Raw genomic sequence first — 23,898 nt, 5'->3', positions numbered from 1 at the left:
TCATCTCTCAGGACCTTGGGGAACTAATATCTATAGAAATCGGCTCGTACAATAAAAATTTATAGATTTTTCTGAAATCAGAAAAAGTGTATAGAAATCGAAGCCGACAGGCAGATGATTCCGGGATTGAAGCACGTGGACACAACCTCACTGGAATTGGCTTCGCCGCCGTCCTCGACCCAGGCCAGCACGGTCTATGACCGGTTGCGGGAGGACCTGCTGTCCGGACGGCTCGAGCCGAGCCGGAAACTCCAGATGCGTTTCCTGACCGAGCTGTATCAGACCGGTCAGACGCCGCTCCGCGAGGCGCTCAACCGGCTGACCGCCGATGGTCTGGTGGAGTGCCGCGAGCAGCGCGGATTCTATGTCGCGGATATCAGCCGCAGCGAACTGGCCGAACTGACCAAGACCCGGTGCTGGGTCGAGAGTCTGGCGCTGCGGGAATCCATGGCGGCCTCGACGCCGCAATGGGAGGAGCAGCTTCTGCTCGCGCAACATCGCCTCGGGCGAACCCCGCGCTCGCTCAATGCCGAACACTTCGAAGACAATCCGGAATGGGAGCGGCTGCACCGCGTCTATCACCGCACCTTGATCGGGAATTGCGGTTCGCAGTCTCTGATCGCGTTCTGCGGACAACTCGCCGACCAGCTCTACCGCTATCGGCGTCTGTCGATCCGCAAGGCCTTCCCGTCACGCCATGTGACGGACGAGCATCAGGCGATCATGACTGCAGTTTTGAGCGGCGATGCGGACCACGCCGTGGATCTGCTCACCGCGCATTACAGGCAGACCGCTGAAGTCATTCTCCAGGACAAGCAGATCTTTTCTGAACTGCATGAGGGCGAAGACGCGGCATCGTAGCGGGCACGGACGCAGGCCGAGCAAGCACCTCTGCGGGCATGAAAAAGGCCTCGCGACGCATGCAAGGCCTTGGAAACATGTCTGCAAGATTTGGTAGGCAGAAAATTTGGTAGCGAGGAGTGGACTCGAACCACCGACCCCAGGATTATGATTCCCGTGCTCTAACCAACTGAGCTACCCCGCCACGGCATCCGGAGGGGACAAATTGTCCCCCGGCGAATGCGCGGCATATAAGAAGTCGAGGGACTCGATGTCAAGCAAAGTAGCGCCTGAAATCGGTGCCTGAATAGATGTTCCCGCAACCCGGTCGCCGATTTGGAGATCGGGCAGCTATCGCCGCCCGATCAGGCACTTATGGCCACGTCTAGCCGCCGTCGAAGGCCTTCTTCAGGGCGGCCATGTCGAGTTTGACCATGCCCATCATGGCCGTCATGGCACGCTTGGCGCCCTCGCCATTCTCGCTGGCAAGCATTTCAGTAAAGCCGTTCGGCACGATCTGCCAGGGCACGCCCCAGCGGTCGTTGATCCAGCCACAGGCGTTTGCCTTGCCGCCATTTGTCAAAATGGCGTCCCACACACGATCGACCTCGGCCTGGTCTTCGCAATGGATGGTGAAGGACACGGCCGTGCTGAATGTGGCGGGGCTGCCGCCATTGAGGCCAATGAAGCTTTGGCCGGCCAGCGTGAAGCCGACCACCAGCACGTTGCCTGCTTTGCCGCCGGGATAATCGATCGGGGCGCGCTGCACGCGATCGATGGAGGAATTGGGCACCAGCGAGCAGTAGAATCTGGCGGCTTCCTCGGCCTCGGTCTCGTACCAGATGCAGGGTGAGATCTTTGACATCGCTGCTATCCCTCTCTCGATCAGGCCTGAGCCATCGCAGATTGCGCGGCGGCCATGTCCATCCACATCACTTCCCAGATGTGACCGTCGGGATCCTCGTAGCTGCGGCCATACATGAAGCCGAAATCCTGCGTGGGTGTTGGATCGGCGCTGCCGCCCGCACCCACGGCCTTCGTCACGAGACCATCGACTTCGTCGCGGCTGTCGGCGGAGACGCAGATCAGAACTTCGCTCGACGTCTTCGCGTCGACGATCTTCTTCGAGGTGAACTGACGATACTTGTCATGGGTCAGCAGCATCGCGTGGATGGTGTCGGAGAACACCATGCAGGCGGCGGTGTCGTCGGAGAATTGCGGGTTTTTGGTCGCGCCGACCGCTTCATAGAAGGCGACCGCGCGGGGCAGGTCGGTGACGGGCAGGTTGACGAAGATCATTTTGCTCATCGGATGGCTCCTGTGGGTATACGCTCTGGGCGTTCTCTTTGGTGACTGTCCCGCTTAGGACGCGTGGGCCCGCCGCGATCCGACATCACCGACAAAATTTTCTCAGTTATTTTTGCAGGCGGAATTTCTTGTCCGCCGCGATCAATATGTCAGCCGGGCGATCTCCGCGTGCAGACGGAATGTCGCATGGCTCATCCTGATTGCGAATTGCGGCGGCGGTGAAATCATCGTTGATTGCCAAAGACGCAAGACGCGTTCGCAGTCGGGTCCGGAACATGTCCTTTTCCTGGGTTTGTTCCGGGCTAGACTGAACGACAATAAAAATACAGCCGGTCCGGGCATCACCCCCGGAATCGCAGAGGGAGAAACACATGTTGCAACGCAATCGCCTTGCTATGTCCGCTGCTGTCGCGCTTGCCGCGGCCGCCACCATGTTCGGCGGTGCAGCCCAGGCGCAGGACTATCCGACCAAGCCGATCACACTGATCGTGCCATGGCCCGCTGGTGGCTCCACCGACATCTCGATGCGCGCGATTGCAGACGCCGCGTCGAAACATCTCGGCCAGCCCATCGCCATCGACAACAAGGGCGGCGGCGGCGGCACTGTCGGTCCCGCGACCATGGCGGCGGCTGCGAAGCCGGATGGCTACACCATCTCGCAGATTCCGATCACCGTGTTCCGGCTGCCGCTGATGCAGGAAGTCTCGTGGAATCCGGACAAGGATTTCAGCTACATCATCCATCTCACTGGCTACACCTTCGGCATCACCACCAATGCGGAATCGCAGTTCAAGACCTGGAAGGACGTGGTCGATTTCGCCAAGGCCAATCCCGGCAAGGTGACTTACGCGACGCCGGGCACCGGCACCTCGCTACATGTCGGCATGGAGCAGATCGCGGCACTGGCCGGAATCAAGCTCACGCAGGTGCCGTTCAAGGGCGGTGCTGAAACCAACGCCGCGGTGCTCGGCAATCACACCATGCTGCAGGCGGATTCCACCGGCTGGCGGCCGCTGGTCGATGCCGGCAAGCTGCGTCTGTTGATGGTGTGGACCGACAAGCGGTCGCCGAATTTCCCGGACGCGCCGACGCTGAAGGAAAGCGGCTATCCGATGGTCTATGACTCGCCGTTCGGCATCGCCGGCCCGAAGGGCATGGATCCGACGATCGTCGCCAAGCTGCACGACGCCTTCAAGAAAGCCATCGAGGATACCGCCGTCATCGCGACGCTGGCGAAATACGACATGGTGCCGAACTACAAGAACACCGAGGACTACAAGAAATTCGTTGTCGAGGTCACCAATTCAGAGCGCAAGGTGATCGAGGGAATCGGGTTGGGCAAGAAGCCGAATTGATCGTCGAATAGCGACGTCAGGCGCATGCGATGGGGTTCATCGCATGCGCCTTCATTTCATGTCGATGTCTCGGGACAGAAACGATGACTGACCAAACCCGCCCGCCATTCCGGCTCAACAATTCAGAACTCTGGACCGGCGTGCTCGGCATTGCGCTTGGCGTGTTCGTCATTCGCTCCGGCCTCAAGCTGAAGCTCGGCACCATCAACGATCCCGGCTCCGGCTTCATGCTGTTCTACATTGGCCTGCTGATGTGCGCTTTCGCGCTCACCATCATTCTTGCTTCGGTAACCGAAGGCGGACCGACCTTTGGCTCGCGGTGGGAAGGTGCAAGCTGGGGCAAGCCGGGCGCGATCATCGTCATCCTTTCGGCCTATGCTTTCGCGCTCGAACCGCTCGGCTTCCTGATCTCGACCATTCCGTTGATGCTGCTGCTGTTGCGCGTGATCGATCCCGTGCGCTGGACGCTGGCGATCCCACTCGCGGTGCTGGCGCCTGTTGGTGTGTGGTGGGTGCTGAAACGCGGCCTGCTGATCCAGTTGCCTTCGGGCATGTTTGAAATCGGCTGACGGGAAACACGGATCATGGATGTTCTCGTCAATGTCATGCACGGCTTCGGCGTCGCGCTGCAGCCCGTCAATATTCTCTACTGCTTCATCGGCGTCTTCATCGGTACCCTGGTCGGCGTACTGCCCGGCATCGGGCCGATCTCGGCGATGTCGCTGCTGCTGCCGGTGACGCTGTCCGGCACGCCGGAGTCTGGCATCATCATGATGGCCGGCATCTATTACGGCTCGATGTATGGCGGTTCGACCACGTCGATCCTGGTCAACATTCCCGGCGAGGCGGCATCCGTCGTCACCTGTATCGACGGCCATCAGATGGCGAAGCAGGGCCGTGCCGGTCCGGCGCTTGGCATCTCCGCGCTCGGCTCCTTCATCGCCGGCACTTTTGCGCTGGTGATGCTGATGCTGGTGGCGCCGTCGCTCGCCTCGGTCGCCATTGCCTTCGGCCCCGCGGAATATGCCAGCCTGATGGTGCTCGGCTTGGTCGTGCTGACCTTCCTGACACAAGGCTCGATGGCCAAGGCGTTGCTGATGGCCTGTATCGGCATCGTGCTTGGCCTCATCGGCCTCGACAGCATCACGGCGCAGCCGCGGCTGACCTTCGGCCGGATCGAACTGATCGACGGTATCGGTCTCGTGCCCGTGGTGATGGGCCTGTTCGGGCTCGGTGAGGTGCTACTCAACACCGAGCAGGTCATCAAGCGCGACATCATCAATGCCAAGATCACGCAGCTATTGCCCAACAAGGAAGACTGGAAGGCCAGCGCCGGCCCGATAGGGCGCGGCACCATCCTCGGCTTCTTCCTCGGCATCCTGCCGGGCGGCGGTGCCGTGGTCGCGTCCTTCGCGTCCTATGCGCTGGAGAAGCGGCTGTCGAAACATCCGGAACGTTTCGGTCATGGTGCTATCGAAGGTGTTGCCGGACCTGAAGCGGCGAACAACGCGGCAGCAGGCGGCGCGTTCATTCCGCTAATGACCCTCGGCATCCCGCCGAATGTGGTGATGGCGCTGCTGCTCGGCGCTTTCGTCATTCACGGGCTGCAGCCCGGCCCGCTGCTGATCACCCAGAACCCCGGATTGTTCTGGGGCATCGTTGCCAGCATGTATATCGGCAACCTCATGCTGCTGGTGCTGAACCTGCCGCTGATCGGCATGTGGGTGAAGCTGCTGAAGCTGCCTTACAACGTGCTGTTCCCGCTGATCATCCTGTTCACGATCATCGGCGTTTATTGCAGCAGCAACAATGTGTTCGATGTCTATGTCATGATCGGCTTCGGCGTGATCGGCTACTTCATGCGCAAGTTTGGCTACGAGCCCGCGCCTTTGGTGCTGGCCTTTGTGCTTGGTCCGCTGCTGGAGAACAATCTGCGCAAGTCACTGATCCTGTCGCAAGGCAATCTCATGACCTTCATCGAGCGCCCGATCTCGGCAGCGTGTCTTGCGCTGGCAGTGGTGCTGCTGATCGCGCCGCTGTTGCCTGCACTGCGCAAGAAGCGCGAGATGGTCGCGCTCGACGAGGGCGCGTAGCCGGGAGGCATTTGTCATGGACACTGAACTGGCCAGGACATTCCTTGCAGTTGTGAGCGCCGGCAATTTCGTGACTGCGGCGGAGAAGCTGCATGTCACGCAGTCCACGGTCAGCGCGCGGATCCAGACGCTGGAGCAGTTGCTGCGCGTGACGCTGTTCGTCCGCAACAAGGCAGGTGCGACGCTGACGCCGGCCGGCCGCCAGTTTCAGAAGCACGCGTCCACGCTGGTGCGCACTGTGGAACATGCGCGGCAGGATGTCGGCATTGCGAAAGGCTTCAGTGGGACGCTGACCGTCGGCGGTCGCATCGGGCTGTGGGAGGAGCATCTGCTGCACTGGCTGCCGCTGATGCGCGCGAAACATCCGGATATCGCGATCCGCGCCGAGAGCGCTCTCGAAGCCGAATTGATGCAGGGCCTCGTCGAAGGCAGGATCGATATCGGCGTGATGTATACGCCGCAGAGCCGGCCCGGTCTCAAGGTCGAGCAGTTGTTCGACGAACAGCTCATTCTGGTCTCGACCAGCACGCACAGCGCGCCGGAGCCGCAGCCGGGTTACGTCTATATCGACTGGGGCCCGGAATTCTATGCGCGCCACATGGCGCTGTTTCCGGATTTCGCAGGGCCATCGCTTACGGCCAATATCGGCTGGCTCGGGCTGCAGCATGTGCTGGAGAATGGCGGCTCCGGATATTTCCCGCGCCGCATCGTTGCACCCCAGCTGAAGGCTGGACGGCTGTATGCTGTCGCCGATGCGCCGGAATTTTCGATGCCAGCCTATGTCGTCTATCCCGGCGATCGCGACGATGCGATCATCGCCGAAGCGGTCGCACTCATGCATCGCCTTGCGCATGACGCAGCCAACAAAAAGCCCGCGCCTGCAGGGCAGGCGAGGGCGCCGAAACGTCCGGCAAGGCGGACGTGATGCGGGGCGGAGGCGCGGCTAGGTGCCGGACGGATATCCCGATGTCGCAACGATGGCCGCGATCTGATCGGCGCTGTGCCGGGAACGCTTGGTGGCTGTCAGGCGTGCGATGATCGCCGCAGCAAAGGCGAACAGCGCGAGAGCGACCGATACGTCGGGGTGGACGATCGTTTTCATGGTCGGCTCCTGCATCATCGAGGGGCGGTATCGCTCTTCGGGTTCCTTTGAGCGTAGGACTGCCATGAATTTTGACAAACGAATATTATTGATGCTTGCAATCGAATTTATCGATTTTAAATCGTCCCGAGCCGAATGACGTCGCAATCGTCGGAAGGACGGCGTCTTGCACTTTGCGGAATGCAAAGATTCCGAGGCAGACACCCGCGGCCACTGCAACAAGGATGTGATCATGCGCGCAGCCGTCAGTGCTGCTCGCGATTCAAACTGCGTGCGAGAAACAGGATATCGCGATGTGTGATGAAGCAGAGCTGGCCGTCGACGTGATCGCCAGCGCGCTCGTTGCAGTGAGACAAGGCCGCCGCGCCTAACGCATGCGATGGGATGCAATTGATTCAATGCGAGGACGAACAACGCGCGCTCGACAAATATCAGCCGCAGATTCGTCCGATTAAAGATTCACGCTCCGGCGAAATGAGTGGGGGCTGCATCATGGCGTTTGTCGGACCTGAATTTCCCATCAACTCCACCACCGCTAATGATCAGGCGGGCGCAACCCAAACGCTGTTGTCCGACGGACGTATTCTTGTCACATGGACTGCGACGGACGCTAGCGGTCATCAGCCGCATACAATTCAGGGACACTATTTGTCGGCGGACGGTACGCCTCAAGGACCCGATTTTCAGATCACGATCGATCGGAGCGGAGATCCGGGAGCGCCTTCGGTCACTGCGCTCTCCGACGGCCGCGCCTTTGTCGCATGGCAGTCCTATATCGCCGCCGACAATGTCACCGAAGTTCGCGGCACCCTCATCGATGCGGAGGGGCATCCCGTTGCAGATATGGTGGTCAATTCATCGACGGCAATTTCGCCGCAGATGCCTTCCGTCACGACGCTTGCCGATGGCCAGGTCTTGCTGACCTACGTGTCCGCGGATGGCGGGGATCCGAAATATCTTGGCGATATCCGCGGGAGGATCCTCCACGACGACGGGACCGTTGCTGTCGACGATTTCACCGTGAATACGACCACCTGGGGGACGCAATATGATCCGAAGGTGACGGCGCTGTCCGACGGGCGGGCGTTCGTCACATGGAGGTCGTACGATCCCGACGAGGGGCGCTACAACGTCTCCGCCCAGTTCGTGAACCCCGATGGCAGCGCGAGCGGGCCGGATTTTCGCATCCTGGCGGGGGCCCAGTTCAATCAGAGCGACGCGTCTGCCGCGGTTCTCGCGGATGGACGCATTCTCGTGGCCTGGACCGCGCAGGAACCGGATGGTGACAGCAACATTCATGCGCGCCTGCTGAACCCGGACGGATCCGTGGTTGTGTCCGATAATATCGTCAATGCGAATTTTGACGGCGGTCAGGATTCCCCGTCGATCGCCGCGCTACCGGATGGTCGCGCCGTCATCATCTGGCACGCCACCGATCCCGTCACAGGAGCCAGTGATCTCTATGGTCGCCTGCTGATTCCGGGCGCTTTCCCGATCGGCAACGATTTCCTCGTTAATTCGGCAGGTGGCCTGGCGGAAACCGGACCGCATCTCCTGACATTGTCAGATGGACGTATTCTCGCGACCTGGACCTCGTTTGAGCAGGGATCGGCTGCAGACGACATCCACGGCCGCATCATGTCGTTCAACACGATCACGAATGGTACGCCGGGCGATGACGTGCTCCCCGGCACCGCGGATAACGATATCATTCACGGCGGCGATGGTCGCGATACAATTCATGGCGCGGCGGGAAATGACGTCCTGCATGGCGACGGCGGCAACGACTTTCTCTACGGCGATGCGGGCAATGATTTTCTGTTCGGCGGCGATGGCGACGACCGCATGTGGGGCGGTGACGGCAATGACATTTTCGTCGGCGGCAAGGGCGCCGATGCTTTCGCCGGCGCGTCCGGCATCGATACGGTGCGCTACGAGACATCGTCTGCCGGTATTCATGTCGATCTGACACTCGGTACGGGCAGCGGTGGCGATGCGGCCGGTGACAGTTTCAGTTCGATCGAGATCGTCATTGGTAGTCGCTTCGACGACACGTTGATCGGTGACGGTGCCGCCAACACGTTGTCAGGCGGCAGCGGCAAGGACGTTCTGGACGGTCGCGACGGCAATGACGTGCTGGATGGCGGCGAGGGCAACGATGCCCTGACCGGCGGTGCGGGCAATGACATCCTGCACGGCGGTGCCGGTAACGATCAGCTTTGGGGCAATGCGGGTGACGATATCCTCGCCGGTGGCGCAGGTGCCGATGTGCTTGCTGGCGGCGCCGGCAACGATACGGCGGACTACAGCACGTCGATCGCCCAGGTGAATATCAATCTCGCGACAGGTGTCATTCAATGGGGAGATGCAGAGGGCGACAAACTCAGTTCGATCGAAAATCTGATCGGGAGCGGGACCATGGACCTGCTAACGGGTGACGCAGGAGACAATCGCATTTCCGGTGGCGGCGGGAACGATCTGATCGATGGCGGCGGCGGAAACGATAGTCTTGATGGCGGCAGCGGCAACGATACGCTCACAGGCGGGCTCGGCGCCGACATCTTGACCGGCGGAGCCGGCGCGGACAGTTTTGTATTCAAAGCTGTGCAGGACAGTCTGCCCGGAGCTGCCGATCAGATCACCGACTTTTCGTCGATCATCGCAGACACGGCCGACTGGATCGATCTGTCGGCAATCGATGCCAACAGCAAGGCCGCCGGCGATCAAGCGTTCGCCTTCGTCGGAAGCGCCGCTTTCACACATATCGCCGGCGAATTGCGCTTCGCCGATCATCTTCTTCAGGGCGATGTCGATGGCGATGGTGCGGCCGACTTCGCGGTTCAGGTGAACAGCGCCGTCTTGAAGGCAGGTGACTTCGTCTTGTGATGTCCGCGATGTGAGTGTTGTCGCGCGGCCACCGGCGTCGCGGGCCGCTTTCGCGTTACGCTGCGGTCGACGTCCGCGACGTGACGCCGGGCATCAGCTGAAACGGTTGCTCGATCACGATGCTCGGGCAACCCAGCGACGCCGCGACCTGGCTGGTCGAGGCGACCACCGCATGGTCGATCTGCGAGCCGGGAATCTGGGCCACGATCAGCTGCGCGATGCAGAGCTGTTTGGTGCCGCGCAGGTCGAGATCGACCCGGTAGGCAAATAGCGCGTGGACGATGTCGCGCCGGTCGCGGATCACGATCAGCCCGTTGTCGCCGCCGTCGGCATCGGTTCGCCGGCGCACGAAATCCAGCCATGTGTCCAGCGTAACGCTGGCATCGTGCAGATAGACGAGCGGATAGGCCGCGCGAGCGTCCGCCCAAGTCATTGGTTGCGCCTGATATTCCTCATTCATCGCCGGATTCCCGCATGGCTCGCGAAATTGGCGGGGATGGGCCGGTTCGGCATTGATATGGGTCAAAGCGTCCACGATTGATCCATGTCAAATGGTGTAGAGTGATTTTCAAGACCTGCCACATATGACCAAACCGAAGATGGACAGTGCCATGACCTTCGCGGAACCAGCGGCCGAGACCTGTGCCGGAGAGCGCGACTGCAAGCACGGTCGCAGCACCAACGGCTGCGACGATTGCAAGGTGCGCCTGTTCAGCGTCTGCGGCGCATTGGAACCGGCGGAACTCGACGAGCTCGATCGCCTCAGCCAGGTCAAGAATTTCCCGGCCAAGGCCATGCTGTTCGATCAGGGCGCGCTGGCCGGTAGCGTGTTCAACGTGACCGAAGGCATCGTCCGGCTCTACAAGTCGCTGCCTGATGGCCGTCGCCAGATCGTCGGCTTCGCGCTGCCCGGTGACTTCCTCGGACTTGCGCTGATGGACCGCTACGGCGTCGCCGCCGAGGCCGTGACGTCGGTGCGCGTCTGCCGTTTCTCCCGCGCCCAGTTTCTCAGCTATGTCGATGGCAAGCCGCACCTGCTGCGCCGCCTGCATGAATTTGCCGGCCATGAACTCTCGCTCGCGCAGGACCAGATGCTGCTGCTCGGCCGTCGCACAGCCGATGAGAAGGTCGCCGCCTTCCTGCTGAACCTGCAGGCGCGCTATGGCCGCATCGGCGCGATGTCGGTGAACGTGCCGCTGCCCATGAGCCGCCAGGACATCGCCGACTATCTCGGCCTGACCATCGAAACCGTCAGCCGCACGCTGACCAAGCTCGCCAAGGAAAAGACCGTGCTGGTGGTGCCCGATGGCGTGCGGCTGCTGTCCACCGACCGGCTGGATCAGCTCGCCGCGGCGTAATGCGGCGCTGCATTTTGATGCAGCTCAAGGAGAGCGTGTCCTTCCGCGCTCACAACTCTTCTCCGTTACTCAAGGAGAAGAGATATGCCTTTCGACAGTATGCTGGTCGCCGCCGCCGTGGTCACGATGTTCGTCTGCTTCGCCCTGCCGCTGGCCTGGGTCTCGCGCCGGACCTTCGGGCAGTCCTGAGCCCTTCGGCGGCATGCCGGTGCCCCTCATAACCGGCTGATTTGTCCTCCAAAACATGCCATGAGTCCTGACCCCCGCGACGGCTGCGCCGCGTCTGGGCTCTTGGTGTGCGAAGGAGAACAAATGGCTGCTCATGTGAGTCCGCTGGCCGGCAAAACAATCGATCCATCCCTGCTGGTCAACGTGCCCCGGCTGGTGACGGCCTATTTCGCTGGCAAGCCGGATCCGTCCATCCCCGCCCAGCGCGTCGCTTTCGGCACCTCCGGCCATCGCGGCTCCGCGCTCCATAATTCCTTCAACGAGAACCACATCCTCGCGGTCAGCCAGGCGATCTGCGATTACCGCAAGGGCGCCGGCATCGACGGTCCGCTGTTCGTCGGCATCGACACCCATGCGTTGGCTGAACCGGCACTGGTCAGCGCGCTGGAAGTCTTCGCCGCCAATGGCGTGCATGTGCGGATCGACCAGGACGGCGGTTATACGCCGACGCCGGTGATCTCCCACGCCATCCTCACCTACAACAAGGGCCGCTCGTCCGGTCTGGCCGATGGCGTCGTGGTCACGCCGTCGCACAACCCGCCGGAAGACGGCGGCTTCAAATATAATCCGCCGAACGGTGGCCCGGCCGATACCGACATCACCGGTATCATGGAGAAAGCTGCCAACGGCTTCCTTGAGAACGACATGGCTGGCGTCAGGCGCATCCCGATCGCGCGCGCCCGCAAATCCGAATTCGTGAAGCGCTACGATTTCATCACGCCCTATGTGACCGACCTCGCCGATGTCGTCGACATGGAGGCGATCCGCGCATCAGGCGTCAAGATCGGTATCGATCCGCTCGGCGGCGCGGGCGTACATTACTGGCAGCCGATCATCGAGCGCTACAAGCTCGATGCGACCATCGTGAATACCGCGATCGATCCGACCTTTCGCTTCATGACGCTGGACTGGGACGGCAAGATCCGCATGGACTGTTCGTCGCCCTATGCGATGGCCAAGCTCATCGGCATGCGCGACCGGTTCGATGTCGCTTTCGCCAACGACACCGATGCCGACCGCCACGGCATCGTCACCCGCACCGGCGGCTTGATGAATCCGAACCATTATCTCGCGGCGTCCATCGACTATCTGTTCGCGCACCGTCCGAACTGGCGCAAGGATGCGGCGGTGGGCAAGACCATCGTCTCCAGCGCCATCATCGACCGCGTGGTGAACAAGCTCGGCCGCAAACTGGTCGAGACGCCAGTCGGCTTCAAATGGTTCGTCAATGGTCTCGTCGATGGTTCGTTTGGCTTCGGCGGCGAGGAGAGCGCCGGTGCGTCGTTCCTGCGCAAGGACGGCACGGTCTGGACCACCGACAAGGACGGACTTATTTTGGGCCTGCTCGCCGCCGAGATCACGGCGGTGACCAAGGAAAATCCGAGCCAGCGCTTCGAGAAGCTCACGCAGGAATTCGGCGTGCCCTATTACGAGCGCATCGATGCCGCGGCGGCGCCCGAGCAGAAGAATGTGCTGAAGAAGGTCACGCCGGAGCAGATCGGCATGAGCGAACTCGCCGGCGATGCGGTGACCAAGACCGAAAGCAAGGCAGCCGGCAACGATCAGTCGTTCGGCGGCATCAAGGTCTCGACCGCCAATGGCTGGTTCGCGGCGCGGCCGTCCGGCACCGAGGATGTTTACAAGATCTATGCGGAGAGTTTCCGCAGCGAGGATCACCTCAAGCAGATTCAAAGCGACGCGCAGGCGGCGATCTCGAAGGTGTTTGCGAAATAGCCTCACGCGCAACCTCACACTCGTCGTTCCGGGGCGCGCGGCACGCGCGAACCCGGAACCTCATGGTGCTTGGCACGATCAGAGAGCCACAGGATGAGGTTCCGGGTTCGCTCGCAAGAGCGAGCGCCCCGGAACGACGAGTATGTTTCTCAATGCCCGCTCGTTCGCCACCGTAGCAGTCGCTGTTCGACCATCGACATCGCCAGCGCGGTCACATAGCCGATCATGCCGAGCAGGATGACGCCGGCGAACAGATCCGCCGAACGAAACGCGCGCGCCGAGAGCAGCACCCAGTGGCCGAGGCCGTCGAGCCCCGCGAGGATTTCGCAGACCACTGCCAGGATCAGCGACACGGTCAGGCTGAGCCGCATGCCGGAGATGATATCGGGACTGGCAGATGGCAGAGCTATCTTGAAGATCACCGCGAGGCGCGACATATGCAGCGAGCGCGCGACCTCATAGAGACGCGGCTCTACTGCGCCGAAGCCGTGAACGGTCGCAAGCAGCATCGGCCAGATCGCGCCGAAAGCGATGACAAACAGTGCCATGCCCTGGGTCAGTCCGAACAGAGCGATGGCGACGGGAATGATCGCAGATACGGGTAGTGGCCGCAGGAATTCCAGCGACGGAGCGACATAGCTGCGCATCGCCTTGGACGAGCCGATCATGGCGCCGAGTGCGATGCCGACGACGGATGCGACCAGCCAGCCATAGAACATGTGTTCGAGGGTGCCGATCGTCTTGTCCAGCAACGTGCCATTGCTGAAGCCGCGCATCAGCGCGGCCCAGGCGCGATCGGGGCCCGGCAGGAACACCGGCGAGACCAGTTTCAGATTGGCGATCAACTGCCACAGCGCGATCAGGCCTGCAGCCACGGCGAAGCTGGCAAGGCGCCAGAGGGTGAGTGCCCAGTTCATCGGACTTCTCCCGCCAGCGCTGCGGGGCCAAACAGATGCTGCTGCGCTGCCAGCAATCCGGCATTGAGCGCATAGCCGATCAGGCCGATCCACAGCAGATAAGCGAGCATCAGGTCCGGGCGCAATGCTTGCTGCGCAATCATGATGCCGGCGCCGAGCCCGATGGGATTGATCGCGATTTCCACGGTGACGGCGACGATCAGCGCGATGCCGGCGGCGAGGCGGAAGGCGAGAAAGATGCGCGGCAGTGCGGCGGGAATGATGATCTTGCGGACGCGGTCGCCTGGCGATAACCGCAGCGCGCGGGAGACTTCGATCAGTCGCGGCTCGATGCTGCGCACCGCCGCGCGGCTGAGGATCAGGATCGGCCACACACAGGCAAAGGCGACGATCACAATTTCCATGCGATAGCCGAAGCCGAGCGCGATCAGCGCGATTGGTAGCAGCGCGATGGAGGGGATCGGCCGCAGGGATTCGATGGTGACTTCCATCAGCCGATCCAGCGGCTGGAAGATACCGAGTGCAATTCCGAGGAACAGGCCGATGGCGCCGCCGACCACGAGGCCGGCAAAGGCCGAAGCCAACGTGTCGCGCGTCGCCGCCAGGATCGAGCCGTCGCCGAACGCCTGAAACAGCGCCAGCACCACGGCGCTCGGCGGCGCCAATGCATCGCTGTGGATATCGACGGAGCGCGCCCAGATTTCCAGCACGATGAGCAGGCTCATCGGAAGGATCGCCGCTTTCAGGCGCTCGGACCTCATGCTTCCGATGCCTTGATGAAGTCGAACAATTCGCGGCGCAGCCGCAGGAATTCCGGGTTCTCGCGCGTGGTCAATTGATCGCGCGGGCGCGGCAGGTTGATCGGAAGATCGATGCCGATGCGGCCGGGATGCGGCAGCAGGCCGACCACGCGGTCGCCCAGATAAATGGCTTCTTCGAGATCATGAGTGACGAAGATCACCGTGGCCTTGCTGGCATCGAGCAGTGACAGGACCTCGTCCTGCAGACCCTGCCGCGTCATGGCATCGAGCGCGCCGAACGGCTCGTCCATCAGCAGCGCTTTCGGTTCCTGCGCCAGACATCGCGCGATCTGCAGCCGCTGCTGCATGCCGCCGGACATCTCGGCGGGATATTTCGCGGCGTGATGGGGCAGCCCGACTTTTTTCAACAACTCGTCAATGCGGGCCGGGCGTTGTGCTTTGGGCATACCGATCGTTTCGAGCGCGAGTGCGACATTGCCGGCGGCGGTGCGCCATGGCAGCAGTGCCTTGCCGTAATCCTGAAACACGATGGCGACATCGCGCCGCGGCGCACGCATGGGCTCGCCGTCGAAGCTGACATGTCCGGATGTCGGTTGGTACAGGCCGGCCGCGAGGCGCAGCGCCGTCGTCTTGCCGCAGCCGGAGGCGCCGATGATGCAGAGGAACTCGCCGGGCTTCACGTCGAGGCTGACGTTTTCGATGATCGTCTTGCCGCCGAGATCCAGCGTGACACGGGAAAACGCGATCTGCGATTTTTCGGGCTGAACCGTCGGCATGTCCCGGCGAAGAGCAATGGAAGTCATCGCACTCAATCTCCCTGTCCGGGCGGATAGACGTAAGCGAGCGTCGAGTGCAGATGCGACGTCAGCATGGCCTGCGCAGGGCCAGTTTCGCGCGCAAGCACGCGATCGGCCAGAAGCTGATGGGCTGCGACAAAGCGGCTACCGCTGTCGAAGCCGCGCATCATCACCCTGCGGTAGCGATAGGCCTGATCGTAAAGTTCCGAATGCGCCGCGAGCAGGCGCTTCGACCCGCAGGCCGCCAGCAATGCGGTGTGAAACCCTTTATGGAGCTTGTCGAAATCCGGCGCTCCTTCGCGGAATTCATCGCCGGTCCGGTCGATATGCCTGCGCATCTGGTGAAGCGCGCCGAGGATGCCAGCCTCCCAGGCATCGTCGCCATGTTCGATGGCCAGCCGCAGCGCCTCCATCTCCACTACGCTACGCATCCGTGTGATGTCGGCCAGATCCTCCCGGCTGATGTCGGCGACGCGAAAACCGCGCTGGCCGATGCCGATAATCAGGCCGCGTGAGATCAGGCGCGACAGTCCTTCGCGCATCGGCGTGGCGCCGATCTCGTAACGTTGCACGAGATCGACGATGCCAAGCCGCGTGCCTGGCGCGAGATTGCCGGCAATGATGTCATGTTGGAGCAATGTCGCTGCACGCTCGCTCAGCGTATCCGAGCCGGAGACATCGATTGGACTGCTAAGGGGCTGGCCCGCCATTCAGTTTGACCTATTTCAGAATCAGTTTGTTGAGATCGAGTTTGGTCTCCAGCATTTTCTGCGAGGACATGACGTCGATCCACCATGCCAGTTGCTCGGGCTTCAGCACCGGCTCTGACTTGTTCGGCGGCGATGCCTTCACCAGTTCGATGGTCTGTTTGGTGAATTTGGCGATTGCGGCCGAGGTTTTATCCTTATCGCTGTTCACGATCGCCGCGCCTTCGGCGATGGAAGCGCGGAATTTCCTGACGGTGTCGGGATTCTTCTCGGCCCATTCGCGCGAGGCCGCATAGAAGATGATCGGCTCCGTGCGCTCGAGCTCCGACGCGTAGCGCGCGCCGATGCTGCCGCTGCCGGCCGCAAGCATGCGCGATACCGTGGGCTCGGCGGTCAGCACGGCATCGACACCGCCGGACTTGATGATGTCGGGCATGGTCGGGAAGGTCACTTCGACGAAATTGACCTTCCTGGGATCGACGCCCTTGTCGACCAACCATTTGACGAACAGCACATGAAGAAACGCACCGAGGCCCGGCGCGCCGACCTTCTTGCCGATGAAATCCTTCGGCTCCTTGATCGTAATGCCGTTACGCACGAAGGCGGTGATATTGGCGTTCGATGTCGGGCTCATCACCGTTGCGCCGGCGACCGCGACGAGATCGAGGCCGCCGTCGGCAGCCTGCAGGAAGACGGTGGAGGTCGGACCGCCGATCTGGATCGAGCCGGACAGAATGGCCGCCGGGATATTGGAGTTGATGCCGATGGGGATCATCTCGGCATCGAGCCCGTGCTTCTTGAAGATGCCTTCATCCACCGCGACCATCGCCGAGGCGCAGTCCGTTGTTGCAGTGCAACCGATCTGGAGCTTGGTCTGGGCATGCGCGGTGCCCGTCACAGCGAGCGTGGCCAATAGGGCTGCCACCATCCACCTGGTCATCGTCGTCTCCCTCACCGAGCATTTTTCGATCCTGAAGCAATCTTTTCGATCGCCTCTTGTTTATCGATATTTTTTTTGATCATATATTTTATCGAAGAACAAAAGCAAGTGGGAGACGCCAGTGAAGCTCGCGACATTTCGTGCCAATGGCCAGGAAAACGGCCAAGCCAAGGTCGGCGTGGTGCACACCAACGATACCAAACTGTTCGATCTCGCCGCCGCGGCGGGCCGCAATGGCGGAAATCCCGCCTTCGGGTCGATGCTGGCGCTGATCGATGCCGGCGAAGCCGCGCTGGATGCAGCCCGTGGCCTGGTCGACAAGCTTGCAAGCGACGCCTCGCTGTCCGTGAATGTCGCCGGTACAGACATTCTCGCACCGCTACCCGAGCCGCGGCAGATGCGCGATGGCATGTCGTTCCCGCTGCATATCCGACAGTCGCCGCGCGGCCAGTTGAAGCTGGCCGCCCGTGCGAAGGGGGACATGGAAGAACTGGCACGGCTGGAAGCCGAGCCGCTCGGCGAATTGCCCGAAGTGTATCGCCGTCAGCCGATCTACTACATCACCAATCGCTTCAGCGTGCGCGGTACGAGTACGACGGTGAAGTGGCCGCGCTACAGCAAGGTGATGGACTACGAACTCGAATTCGGCATCGTCACCAAAAACAAGGGCGCGAATATTTCTGCGGCCAAGGCGAAGGATCACATCTTCGGCTACACCATCTTCAACGATTTCTCTGCGCGCGACGCGCAGCGGCTGGAGATGGAAGGCCGGCTCGGTCCTGCGAAGGGCAAGAGTTTCGACGGCGGCAATGTGCTGGGGCCGTGGATCGTCACGCCCGATGAGATCGGCGATCCCTACAAGCTCAAGATGGAATGCCGCGTCAACGGCAAGGTGCGCTCGTCCTCGACCAGCGAGGGCATGCTGTTCTCCTTCGAGGAGATCATCGCCCATGTGACGCAGGACGAGACGCTGATGCCTGGCGAATTCATCGGCTCCGGCACCGTCGGCAATGGCTGTGGCCTCGAACTCGGCTGGTATCTCGAACACAATGACGAGATCGAACTCGAGGTCGAGAAGATCGGCGTGCTGAAGAACAAGGTGGTGCGGCAGGATATGTAACGCACCTGCCTCTCCACGTCATTGCGAGGAGCGAAGCGACACGGCAATCCAGAAGGCCACAAGCGCAGACTGGATTGCTTCGTCGCAAGGGCTCCTCGCAATGACGACCGATAGGGTCAAACATACGAACGAAAATCGAGGAAATCCCATGCCCCGTCGCCTCATCGACATCTCCGTTCCCCTGCAGAATGACGTCCCCGCCGATCCGCCGGGCAATCATCCCACCATCAATTATGTTGATCACCAGCAGGGCCTGCCGCGGATGCTGCAGTTCTTCGATGGGCTGAAGGCCGAGGATCTGCCGGACGGGCAGGGCTGGGCAGTGGAGCTGGTGCAGCTCTCGACCCATAACGGCACGCATCTCGATGCGCCCTATCATTTCCATCCCACCATGAATCGCGGCGAGCGGTCATGGACCATCGACGAAGTGCCACTGGACTGGTGTTTGCAGCCCGGCGTGAAGCTCGACTTCCGGCATTTCCCCGATGGCTATGTCGCGACGGCCAAGGACGTCGAGGACGAGCTGAAGCGCATCGGCCATACGTTGAGCCCGCTGGAGATCGTTGTCGTCAATACGTCTGCCGGCGTCAAATACGGCCAGCAGGACTATGTCATCTCCGGCTGCGGCATGGGCTATGAAGCCACCATGTATCTGCTGGAGCGCGGCGTGCGCCTGACCGGTATCGATGGCTGGAGCTGGGATGCGCCGTTCGTCTACACCGCAAAGAAATATGCCGAGACGAAAGATGCCAGCCTGGTCTGGGAAGGCCACAAGGCCGGCCGTCATATCGGCTATTGCCACATCGAGAAGCTGCACAATCTCGAACAACTGCCGTCCACCGGCTTCATGGTGTCGTGCTTCCCGGTGAAAATCGAGAAGGCATCGGCGGGGTGGACAAGGGCGGTAGCGATTATTGATAGTTGAACATCGCGAGCGCCAGCGCTGCCCCACACTGTCTTTCCGGGGCGCTCGCTCTTCGCGAGCGAGCCCGGAATCCCGACGTGTTCATCACCCGACTACTTCGAGATTCCGGGTTCGCGTGCGCGAAGATGCGCTCGCGCCCCGGAATGACGAGTGTGTGGGGCCAGCGCCGCAAGCGCTACTGCCCTACACCGCCGCCGCTTCCTCGTGCCCGAAATACGCCCGCTCCAGCCGCTGCGGCAGGTTCGCTTCCGTTGTCGCGGCTTCCAGCACGATACGCCCCTGCGACAGGGCATAGACGCGATTGGCGGCGGCGAGCGCTTTCTCCACCAGTTGCTCCACTAGCAGTACGGCGGTGCCTTGTTTCCGCAATTGCGCGATCACCGTCAGCACGCGGTCGACCAGCACCGGCGAGAGGCCTGCAGATGGTTCATCCAGCATCAGCAGCCGCGGGCGCCGCACGAGGCCCTGTGCCACCACCAGCATCTGCTGTTGTCCGCCCGAGAGTGACGCTCCGCGCTCATTGCGCTTCTCGGCAATCTCCGGAAAGAACGACAGCGCCTCATCGACACGCGCGTTGCGTTCGCCGCGCGGCAGGTCGTAGGCCGCGAGCAGCAGGTTTTCGGTCACGGTCTGCTGCGTGAACACGCGGTGGCCCTCGATCACATGCACCAGTCCGGCGCGCGCCGCCTCGCGCGGCGTTCCGTTGCTGATGTCGCGGCCATCGAAGCGAACGCTCGCCGTATTGACCGGCAGCAGGCCGGAGATGGCGCGCAACAACGTCGATTTGCCGGCACCGTTGGGGCCGAGCAATGTCACCACTTCGCCGGCGGCGATATGCAGGTCGATGCCATGAAGCACGCGGATCTTGCCATAGCCGGATTCCAGCGCGGTGACCCTGAGCAGTGGTTCAGCCTCCGAGGTAAGCACTGACGACCTCCTTGTGAACGCGGATTTCGGCGGGGGTGCCGGCGGCGAGGATCTTGCCGAGGTTCAGCACCGTGACCTGATCGCAGATGTCGAAGATCAGGTCGGCGTGGTGCTCGACCAGCAGCACGCCGGTGCCGCGGCGGCTGATCGCCTTGATCAACGCGCCGAGCCGCCTGATCTCGTCGCTGGAGAGGCCAGCGGCAGGTTCGTCGAGCAACAGGAAGTCCGGCTGCAGCATCAACGCCCTGGCGATCTCGATGAAGCGCAGCTCCGAGTGTTGCAGGCGATCGGCGCGGACATCGGCCAGCGCCTCCAGCCCGACGACGCCGAGCATGGCGCGCGCCTGTGCGGTCAGCTTGCGTTCGTCGCGGTGATGCCGCGGCAGCGACAGCAGCGCCTCGGCAAATGTCGCTTCGCCCTCGATGGTGCCGCCGACCATCACATTCTCGAGCACCGAGGCTTCGCCGATCACGCGGGGCGTCTGGAAGGTGCGGGCGATGCCCTTGCCGGCTCGCAGCTCCGGCATGCCCGGCGGTAGCGCATCATCGCCGAGCGTGATGGTGCCGCCTTTTGCGGCGTAATAGCCGGAGATCACGTTCAGCGTCGTGGTCTTGCCGGAGCCGTTGGGGCCAATGAGGCCATGGATCTGACCGGGTTTCACATCGAGATCGAGCCCGTCGATGGCCCGCACATTGCCGAAGGTGAGCACCACATCGCGCAGTGTCAGCGTCTTGGTGGTGGCAGTCTTGCGCAGCACCTCCGACAGTCCGGCGATGCGCGGCACGATGGCGCGGTTGCTGGCAAGCGGCCGGCGGCTCTTGAAATCCAGCAGCGCCGCGATGCCGCCGGGCATCACCAGCACGATCAGCAGTAGCAGCACCGCATAGAGAAAGGTCGACCACGCCGCGAGCGGAGCTGCGATCTCCGGCAGGATGGTGAGAATGATGGTGCCGAGCATCGGGCCCAAGATCGAGCCGCGGCCGCCGATCAGAATGGCGATGAAAAACAGGACCGAGAGATCGAAGGTGAACGCGTCCGGCGTGATATAGGTCTGCAGGCTGGCGAACAGCCCGCCGGCAAAGGCCGCCATCGCGCCGGCGAGCAGGAAGATCGACACCAGCAGCTTCGGCTTCGAGATGCCGGTGGCTTCCGCCGCCACATCCGCATCGCGGATCGCGATCAGTGCGCGGCCAAACCGGCTATAGGCGATATTGGCGCTGAGCCATGTCGCCACCGCCGCGAAGCCGATGCACAGATAATAAAAGCCCCATGGCGTGTTGAACGGCGCGGAGAATTCCGGGCCGACGATGCCGATACCGCCGCCGGTGACGCTCTGCCAGGCCAGCGCGATCTGCGTCACGATGGTGGCGAAGCCGAGTGTGGTCATGGCGAAGTAGAAGGTGCGCAGCCGCATCGCCGGCAGGCCGACGATGACGCCGAACACGGCGCCGACGCAGCTAGCGATGATCAGGGCGCCATAGATCGGCACCGGCGGCAACACATTCCCGGCAGCGAGCACGCTGGTCGTGTAGGCGCCGAGCGTCAGCAGCGCCACATAGCCGATGGCAAGATGACCGGCGAAGCCGACCACGAGATTGAGTCCGGCGACCAGCACCCAGTAGATCGCGGCGCGGGTGCCGATCAGCGCCCAGTAGTCGTTGCTGACGAAAGGCAGGATCATCGCCAGCGCGAACACGCCGAGGAACGGCAGCAGCGCGGGCAACACCGAATGCTTCGTCGTGGTCTCGCGCGATGTCGGAATATCGGTGATCGCCGTCATCACACCCTCCGCGCCGTTGCGGAGCCGAACAGGCCCGAGGGCGCTGCAAGCAATACGATGATGAAGATCGCGAACACCGCGACGGACGAGAAGATGCCGCCGACCAGGAAGTTCGCGGCTTGCTGAAACAGGCCGAGCGCGAGCCCGCCGATCAGCGCGCCGCGATTGTTGCCGAGGCCGCCGAGTGCCACCGGCACGAAGCCGTAGAAATTCAACAGCGCGCCGTTGGCGAAGAAGGCCAGCATCAGCTCGCCGCCGGCAAAGCCAGCGACGCCGCCGATCACGCCGGCGAGGGCATAGCTCGCCACGCGCAGGTTGCGCTCAGGCAGGCCGAGTGCACGCGCCGCGAAATTATCCTCGGCGATGGCCATGAAGGCATGGCCGACCAGCGTGCGGCGATAGAGATATTCGAGGCCGAGAATGGTGAGGCCGCAGGCCACAACAGGGAGCCAAAACTTTTCGTCCCACACGCCGGTGCCGAGACCGACGATGCGCGGGAAGGGCTGCGGCTCGGTGCCCCATTTGATCGCCGTGACCTGCTGGATCATCAATGCGAGCGCCAGCGTCGACAGCACATAGAGATGCTGTTCGAGGCTTTTGAGCACCGGCCGCACCGCAACGAATTCGGTGATGACGCCGATGATCGCGCAGGCGATCAGTGTGAGGGCGAAGCCGACCAGGGTCGGCATCCCCATTTTCAGCATGAACAGCGAGCCGAACACGCCGCCGAGCATCGCGAGCTGCCCGGCGGTGAAGCTCATCACCCGCGAGGTCGAGAACATCGTGTTGTAGGTGATGCCGACGAGCGCATAGATTGCGCCCGCTGCGAGGCCTGAAGCTATGATCGAGCCGAGCATGTGTGTCGTCCTCGCGCCGGCTTATGAGTAGCCGGGGGCGAGGGCGAAGGTGCCGTTCTTGGCCGAACGCGCTTCCGACATGACGATCTCGTCGGTCGGATAGCCGTTATGCTGGGTGGGTGAGAACGAGTAGTTGCCGAAATAGCCGGGATATTTCGACAGCGAGTTCCAGTATTTGACGATGCCCTCGCTGTCGGTCGATCCGCTGGCCTCGACAGCCCTGGCGATCAGCTCAACCGCGTCGATACCGCCGGCGATCCACCACAGCAGCGTGTCGTTGAGCGGCACCTTGGCCTTGTTCAGGCGATCGACGAGATCCTGACTCTTCGGCGGCAGTTTGCCGGCTGAATCGTAACTGCAGCTCTTGTAGCCGATGGCGTAGACCTTCTCCCAGTTGGCAGGCTTCTCGATCAGGCTGGCGAGTTCGCCGGATGCCAGCGACGGATGACCGACAAAGGCAACGTCCCAGTTCATGGATGCGCGGGTGTTGAACATGCGCGCTTCCATGCCGGTGGACACGCTCCACACCACGATGACCTGCGCAGCGGCATTCTTGGCGCGCAGCATGTCCGGCGTCATGTCGGACTGGGTCGCGTCGATATTGGCGCTGTAGACCACATCGGCGCCGTCTTTCTTGAAGGCCTCGACCGAGGCTTTCACGGCGGTGACGCCGTAGCCCGTGGTGTCGCCGATTACGGCGATCTTGCTGACTTTCAGCACCTTGAGGCAGTAGTTGCGGACGGCGTCGTCCCACTGGCCGTTGGACGGCGCGATGCGGAATGCGGCGGGGAATTTCGCGGGATCGATCAGCGTATCGACGACGCAGGGATGCAGGTCGGGCATCTTGGCGCGCGCCATCAATGGCGTCGTGGCCAGTGCCTCGCCGGAATTCACCGGCCCCCAGATCGCATGGACCTTGGCCTGGCTGATCAGTTCCTGGGTGGCGTTAACGGCCTTGGTCGGATCGCCTTGGGTGTCGCGGGTGATGATCTCGATCTTGCGGCCCTTGACGCCGCCGGCGGCATTGATGGCTTCCGTGGCGAACGTGACGCCGCGGTTGAAGCCGACGGTCGGCGCCGAACTCGGTCCGGTCATGGCGGCGAGCCAGCCGATCTTGATCGGTTCGTACGATTGCGCAATGGCGGGACGTGCGAGTGGAAAACTTGCTGCGCCGAGTGCGCCGGCGCCGCCCAACAGAATTCCACGACGAGAAATGCTCATCTTGACTTCCTCCCTGTGTTTTCCCTTTGCGGTGCCTGTCAT

24 protein-coding genes and 1 tRNA gene are annotated in these 23,898 nt (G+C 62.2%); 11 read left to right on the top strand and 14 right to left on the bottom strand.

The window, feature by feature from the left end:
• Positions 1-135 precede the first annotated feature (135 nt).
• Positions 136-861, top strand: a complete 726-nt coding sequence (locus tag AB7783_RS18455) for a GntR family transcriptional regulator (RefSeq protein WP_374725611.1) — start codon at positions 136-138, stop codon at positions 859-861.
• 107 nt (positions 862-968) lie between these two features.
• On the opposite strand, the gene AB7783_RS18450 is transcribed toward AB7783_RS18455, so the two are convergent.
• The 3 genes from AB7783_RS18450 to AB7783_RS18440 all read right to left on the bottom strand — a co-directional run bounded on the left by AB7783_RS18450 (position 969) and on the right by AB7783_RS18440 (position 2,148).
• Positions 969-1,045: transfer RNA gene (locus tag AB7783_RS18450), tRNA-Met, on the bottom strand.
• A gap of 180 nt (positions 1,046-1,225) precedes the next feature.
• Complete coding sequence (locus AB7783_RS18445; protein WP_175367852.1) at positions 1,226-1,705, bottom strand: VOC family protein; 480 nt, start codon at positions 1,703-1,705, stop codon at positions 1,226-1,228.
• Positions 1,706-1,725: 20 nt separating this feature from the next.
• Positions 1,726-2,148, bottom strand: a complete 423-nt coding sequence (locus tag AB7783_RS18440; RefSeq protein ID WP_089265929.1) for a VOC family protein — start codon at positions 2,146-2,148, stop codon at positions 1,726-1,728.
• Between the two features lie 395 nt (positions 2,149-2,543).
• On the opposite strand from AB7783_RS18440, the gene AB7783_RS18435 reads away from it, so the two are divergent.
• From AB7783_RS18435 to AB7783_RS18420, 4 genes are all read left to right on the top strand, one after another.
• Complete coding sequence (locus AB7783_RS18435; protein WP_441279725.1) at positions 2,544-3,503, top strand: tripartite tricarboxylate transporter substrate binding protein; 960 nt, start codon at positions 2,544-2,546, stop codon at positions 3,501-3,503.
• Between the two features lie 83 nt (positions 3,504-3,586).
• Positions 3,587-4,072 (top strand): tripartite tricarboxylate transporter TctB family protein, encoded by a 486-nt coding sequence (locus tag AB7783_RS18430; RefSeq protein WP_439078336.1) that lies wholly within the window; start codon positions 3,587-3,589, stop codon positions 4,070-4,072.
• Positions 4,073-4,087: 15 nt separating this feature from the next.
• Positions 4,088-5,596 carry a tripartite tricarboxylate transporter permease gene (locus AB7783_RS18425; protein WP_089265931.1) on the top strand — a complete coding sequence of 503 codons (1,509 nt, stop codon included), beginning with the start codon at positions 4,088-4,090 and terminating at the stop codon, positions 5,594-5,596.
• 16 nt (positions 5,597-5,612) lie between these two features.
• On the top strand, positions 5,613-6,521 hold the full coding sequence (locus AB7783_RS18420) for a LysR family transcriptional regulator (protein WP_441278429.1): 909 nt from the start codon (positions 5,613-5,615) through the stop codon (positions 6,519-6,521).
• A gap of 18 nt (positions 6,522-6,539) precedes the next feature.
• Here the strand turns inward: AB7783_RS18420 and AB7783_RS18415 are convergent, their stop codons facing one another.
• Complete coding sequence (locus tag AB7783_RS18415; RefSeq protein WP_441278428.1) at positions 6,540-6,698, bottom strand: hypothetical protein; 159 nt, start codon at positions 6,696-6,698, stop codon at positions 6,540-6,542.
• A 248-nt stretch (positions 6,699-6,946) separates the two neighbouring features.
• Between AB7783_RS18415 and AB7783_RS18410 the strand changes: the two genes are divergently transcribed.
• Both AB7783_RS18410 and AB7783_RS18405 read left to right on the top strand, forming a co-directional pair.
• Positions 6,947-7,069: a hypothetical protein gene (locus tag AB7783_RS18410; RefSeq protein ID WP_441278427.1), complete on the top strand. Its 123-nt coding sequence runs from the start codon at positions 6,947-6,949 to the stop codon at positions 7,067-7,069.
• Between the two features lie 121 nt (positions 7,070-7,190).
• Positions 7,191-9,584 carry a calcium-binding protein gene (locus AB7783_RS18405; protein ID WP_441278426.1) on the top strand — a complete coding sequence of 798 codons (2,394 nt, stop codon included), beginning with the start codon at positions 7,191-7,193 and terminating at the stop codon, positions 9,582-9,584.
• A gap of 55 nt (positions 9,585-9,639) precedes the next feature.
• Here the strand turns inward: AB7783_RS18405 and AB7783_RS18400 are convergent, their stop codons facing one another.
• On the bottom strand, positions 9,640-10,017 hold the full coding sequence (locus tag AB7783_RS18400; RefSeq protein WP_439065002.1) for a hypothetical protein: 378 nt from the start codon (positions 10,015-10,017) through the stop codon (positions 9,640-9,642).
• 178 nt (positions 10,018-10,195) lie between these two features.
• On the opposite strand from AB7783_RS18400, the gene AB7783_RS18395 reads away from it, so the two are divergent.
• Together AB7783_RS18395 and pgm are read left to right on the top strand one after the other, a co-directional pair.
• Entirely contained in the window at positions 10,196-10,942 is a 747-nt protein-coding gene (locus tag AB7783_RS18395) for a Crp/Fnr family transcriptional regulator (RefSeq protein WP_120288001.1), read from the top strand.
• A 312-nt stretch (positions 10,943-11,254) separates the two neighbouring features.
• The gene (gene pgm / locus AB7783_RS18390; protein ID WP_441278425.1) at positions 11,255-12,904 is read left to right on the top strand and encodes a phosphoglucomutase (alpha-D-glucose-1,6-bisphosphate-dependent); all 1,650 of its coding nucleotides are present in this window, start codon (positions 11,255-11,257) and stop codon (positions 12,902-12,904) included.
• A gap of 149 nt (positions 12,905-13,053) precedes the next feature.
• Here pgm and AB7783_RS18385 read toward each other — a convergent pair whose 3' ends face one another.
• From AB7783_RS18385 to AB7783_RS18365, 5 genes are read right to left on the bottom strand one after another with little or no spacing between them, the layout of a single operon-like run.
• Entirely contained in the window at positions 13,054-13,821 is a 768-nt protein-coding gene (locus tag AB7783_RS18385; RefSeq protein ID WP_441278424.1) for an ABC transporter permease, read from the bottom strand.
• Positions 13,818-14,582: an ABC transporter permease gene (locus AB7783_RS18380; RefSeq protein ID WP_093757088.1), complete on the bottom strand. Its 765-nt coding sequence runs from the start codon at positions 14,580-14,582 to the stop codon at positions 13,818-13,820. Before AB7783_RS18380 ends, AB7783_RS18385 begins: the two co-directional genes overlap by 4 nt.
• Positions 14,579-15,385, bottom strand: coding sequence for an ABC transporter ATP-binding protein (locus tag AB7783_RS18375; protein WP_441278423.1), 807 nt, complete (start codon positions 15,383-15,385; stop codon positions 14,579-14,581). The genes AB7783_RS18380 and AB7783_RS18375 overlap by 4 nt, the downstream gene beginning before the upstream one ends.
• Before the next feature lie 5 nt (positions 15,386-15,390).
• A complete protein-coding gene (locus tag AB7783_RS18370) occupies positions 15,391-16,089 on the bottom strand; it encodes a GntR family transcriptional regulator (RefSeq protein WP_441278422.1) in 699 nt (232 codons plus the stop codon).
• Positions 16,090-16,099: 10 nt separating this feature from the next.
• Complete coding sequence (locus tag AB7783_RS18365) at positions 16,100-17,026, bottom strand: ABC transporter substrate-binding protein (protein WP_441278421.1); 927 nt, start codon at positions 17,024-17,026, stop codon at positions 16,100-16,102.
• Positions 17,027-17,147: 121 nt separating this feature from the next.
• Between AB7783_RS18365 and AB7783_RS18360 the strand changes: the two genes are divergently transcribed.
• Both AB7783_RS18360 and AB7783_RS18355 read left to right on the top strand, forming a co-directional pair.
• Positions 17,148-18,146 (top strand): fumarylacetoacetate hydrolase family protein, encoded by a 999-nt coding sequence (locus tag AB7783_RS18360; protein ID WP_441278420.1) that lies wholly within the window; start codon positions 17,148-17,150, stop codon positions 18,144-18,146.
• Between the two features lie 148 nt (positions 18,147-18,294).
• The gene (locus tag AB7783_RS18355; protein ID WP_441278419.1) at positions 18,295-19,071 is read left to right on the top strand and encodes a cyclase family protein; all 777 of its coding nucleotides are present in this window, start codon (positions 18,295-18,297) and stop codon (positions 19,069-19,071) included.
• Between the two features lie 183 nt (positions 19,072-19,254).
• Here the strand turns inward: AB7783_RS18355 and AB7783_RS18350 are convergent, their stop codons facing one another.
• From AB7783_RS18350 to AB7783_RS18335, 4 genes are read right to left on the bottom strand one after another with little or no spacing between them, the layout of a single operon-like run.
• Positions 19,255-19,998 (bottom strand): ABC transporter ATP-binding protein, encoded by a 744-nt coding sequence (locus tag AB7783_RS18350; RefSeq protein ID WP_441278418.1) that lies wholly within the window; start codon positions 19,996-19,998, stop codon positions 19,255-19,257.
• Positions 19,979-21,778, bottom strand: a complete 1,800-nt coding sequence (locus tag AB7783_RS18345; RefSeq protein WP_441278417.1) for a branched-chain amino acid ABC transporter ATP-binding protein/permease — start codon at positions 21,776-21,778, stop codon at positions 19,979-19,981. Before AB7783_RS18345 ends, AB7783_RS18350 begins: the two co-directional genes overlap by 20 nt.
• Complete coding sequence (locus tag AB7783_RS18340; RefSeq protein WP_068734444.1) at positions 21,778-22,635, bottom strand: branched-chain amino acid ABC transporter permease; 858 nt, start codon at positions 22,633-22,635, stop codon at positions 21,778-21,780. The genes AB7783_RS18345 and AB7783_RS18340 overlap by 1 nt, the downstream gene beginning before the upstream one ends.
• A gap of 21 nt (positions 22,636-22,656) precedes the next feature.
• A complete protein-coding gene (locus AB7783_RS18335) occupies positions 22,657-23,856 on the bottom strand; it encodes an ABC transporter substrate-binding protein (RefSeq protein WP_441278416.1) in 1,200 nt (399 codons plus the stop codon).
• Positions 23,857-23,898 lie beyond the last annotated feature (42 nt).

It is taken from the genome of Tardiphaga sp. 172_B4_N1_3 (assembly GCF_052076035.1).
In the GTDB taxonomy this organism is placed as follows: Bacteria; Pseudomonadota; Alphaproteobacteria; order Rhizobiales; family Xanthobacteraceae; genus Tardiphaga; species Tardiphaga robiniae.
The sequence above is the reverse complement of the archived record's forward strand: the minus strand, read 5'-3'. Positions and strand labels throughout refer to the sequence as shown.